Consider the following 2,126-nt stretch of genomic DNA (forward strand, 5'->3'; position numbering starts at 1 on the left):
CCTGGCATATTGATATCGGATAATATTAAAGAGAACTCTGGATGCGATTTAGCCAGCAGCTCAAGCGCTTCTGCGCCGGAAAGGGCAAAGACAAAATCATAAAGGCCATCCCTGATCTCTTTTCGGAACCGCTGGATACATAATGATGCCGTTAACGGATGCAAGATCGTGTTTTGCGGAACTGAAGGCTATTGCAAAGGCAGCGTAAAATAAAATGTGCTACCCACATCTTGTGCGGTGTCCACCCATATTTTGCCTTGATGCTTTTTGATTATTTCAGAGCTAAGGTACAATCCGATACCAAACCCTGAAATATTTCGTGTATGAGCACCTCCGGCACGGTAATATCTGTCAAAGATTTGGTTTAGGTCCTGCTGACTTATCCCGATCCCCTCATCACGGACGCTGACACTCACTGCCTCTTCAGTTTTTTCGCAGGTAACAACTATTGGTTTTCCGTTTGGCGAATATTTCGTAGCATTGTTGATCAGATTTGAAATTACAGAACTGATTTTAACGCGGTCAGCATAGACCTGTGTAGCACTAATCCCAACTAGTGTAATGGGATGTGCAAGCTCAATTAGCCTTAACTCCTCAACCACCTCATGCAAAAGTTTACCAATATCAAAAAAACTGCTTTCCAAGATCATTTGGCCCGACTCCAGTCTTGAGATATCAAGGAATCCCTTGATCATCGCGGCCATTCTTTTAACCTGCACATTACCCCTTTCGATAGCATCCAACAATGGTTTTTTATCGCTTTCTTTCAATTTATGCCTCGCTAGCTGCATCACGGCTGTTATTGTAGTTAGCGGGGTCTTAAGTTCATGGCTCACCATGCCAATAAAGTCATTTTTGTTTTGTTCAGCAAGCTTGATATCTGTGATATCAAGAAGGGTACCACACAACACTCGTTCATTTCCAGAGATGTTAAAAAACATTTTAGCGTTTGACCGTAGCCAACGCCTTTTGCCGTCTTTAATACCCTTTACCGGGTAATCGATAACAAAACTTTGGGATCCATCGGATTGCAAAGACTGATTTAACAGGTCAAATACCTTTTCCCGGTACTCGCTATCTATAGCGGAAATTACTTCGTCTATCGTTATGTGCTCATTTTTTTGTAATCCATAGAGTTCTTTCGAGCGGTCAGAAGAAACTATTCCTTTTGTATCGGCATTTATGCTCCAGGTGCCTATATCTGCCGCTTCAATTGCCAGGCGAAGTATTTGTTCCGCTTCGTTCAAATGATAGTTTGATATATGCTGAAGAGTATTATCAACTGCTGTTCCTAATACATAATCGACCTTCCCATTTTCGTTATAGAGAGGATCAAATGTGCTGGTCCACCAAAAAGGTTCCAGCTGGCCAGTTTCGGGTACTTGGATGTGATACAAGTAATCTGAGATCACAAACTGCTTTCCCGTACGAACTACCTCTACGATAGCATTCCGGGTCGAGATTGCACCGTCAGGGTGATCCTCTTTATCGGGGAATATCTCAAAAACATCCTTGCCAATGAGTTGCGCTCTTGAAGTAGAAGTTAATGCCAGGTATTGATCACTGGCGTCGATGATCGTAAAAGCAGAGCCACTTACTTTCAGAAGGAGGCATGCTGCGGATATTTTAAATATTTGTTGAAAGAGCTGTTCGTTATTTGGCATTGTAACCAATAGATTTAAAAGCCGTCCACTAACGGCTTTTACTTACTACAGCAAAGGGAGTTGCGGAAAATTCGAATAAAGGTAAGTGTTATAATATTAATAAGTAGCGGAAACCCACAGGGAATATTATTTACGACCAGTATGAAAAGCCATTGTTAAGAGTCTTATCATTGTATTTGATCGAATTTGACAGCCCTATCTGAAGATGGTAGTAGTAAGATTACGATGCAAAAGCTTTTCCTTCAACCCGATAAAATCAACCGGTTTGGTTAAAAAATCATTAGCCCCGTGATGTGCAGCGTGGGCCCGGTTTTCTTCATCACCGTATGCCGAGATCATTATCACTACCGGTGGCGGGTCTTCATAGGTATGCCTGATCCTGGAGAGCATTTCAATACCCGTCATGCCTGGCATATTGATATCGGATAATATTAAAGAGAACTCTGGATGCGATTTAGCCAG

At 42.1% G+C, this 2,126-nt stretch carries 2 protein-coding genes; both read right to left on the reverse strand.

Translation table 11 applies throughout. The annotated features are described in order from the left end of the window. Window positions 1–188 precede the first annotated feature (188 nt). The gene (locus tag QZY09_RS03630; protein ID WP_295668160.1) at window positions 189–1,664 is read right to left on the reverse strand and encodes a PAS domain-containing sensor histidine kinase; all 1,476 of its coding nucleotides are present in this window, start codon (window positions 1,662–1,664) and stop codon (window positions 189–191) included. Window positions 1,665–1,859: 195 nt separating this feature from the next. Further along, a partial coding sequence (locus QZY09_RS03635; RefSeq protein ID WP_295668163.1) for a response regulator occupies window positions 1,860–2,126 on the reverse strand: 267 nt, incomplete at its 5' end.

It is taken from the genome of uncultured Mucilaginibacter sp., assembly GCF_903913935.1.
Taxonomy (GTDB): Bacteria; Bacteroidota; Bacteroidia; order Sphingobacteriales; family Sphingobacteriaceae; genus Mucilaginibacter.

What these genes read in the sequence shown, in the direction of transcription:
- QZY09_RS03630 (WP_295668160.1), bottom strand. Translation starts at nt 1,664, where the DNA reads ATGCCAAATAACGAACAGCTCTTTCAACAAATATTTAAAATATCCGCA.